The organism is Pseudomonas sp. EA_65y_Pfl1_P113 (assembly GCF_963970525.1).
GTDB classification, from domain to species: domain Bacteria; phylum Pseudomonadota; class Gammaproteobacteria; order Pseudomonadales; family Pseudomonadaceae; genus Aquipseudomonas; species Aquipseudomonas tritici.
In genome coordinates, this window is record NZ_CAXAQM010000672.1 from 1 (window position 1) to 434 (window position 434).

General features: G+C 66.6%; 1 protein-coding gene. It reads right to left on the bottom strand.

All coding sequences use genetic code 11. The annotated features are described in order from the left end of the window. The coding region (locus AACY52_RS31655; protein ID WP_339561603.1) for a family 20 glycosylhydrolase at positions 1-434 on the bottom strand (434 nt) is incomplete at both ends.

Consider the following 434-nt stretch of genomic DNA (forward strand, 5'->3'; position numbering starts at 1 on the left):
TCGATCCCACCGCGCCGCCAGCGCGCCGCCTGCGGGGCAAGGCGTGTGGCGAAGCTCGTGAAATCGCGCGGCGCGTTCGACCAGGTGTTTTCGGCCAGCGCCGCCGCACGCGGGAAGATCGCGTGCTGGACTTGATACGGCGTGACGAGATATTCGCTCCACGCATTCACCTGCGCGCCGAGCACATGCTTCGCGCGGTCGGCATCGATGCCCTTGGGTAGCGGATCATAAGCGTAGACATCGGCCAGCGTCTGGATCGACAAACGGCCGGGTGGTTCGTCGCGCTGGTCGCTTTGCAGGCTGTCGACGTACAGCGTCGGTGCCGGGGTCAGCACGACATCGTGTCCGGCATTGGCGGCATCGACCGCGCCCTTTTCGCCGCGCCACGACATCACCGAGGCCGAAGGCGGCAGTCCGCCTTCGAGGATTTCGTC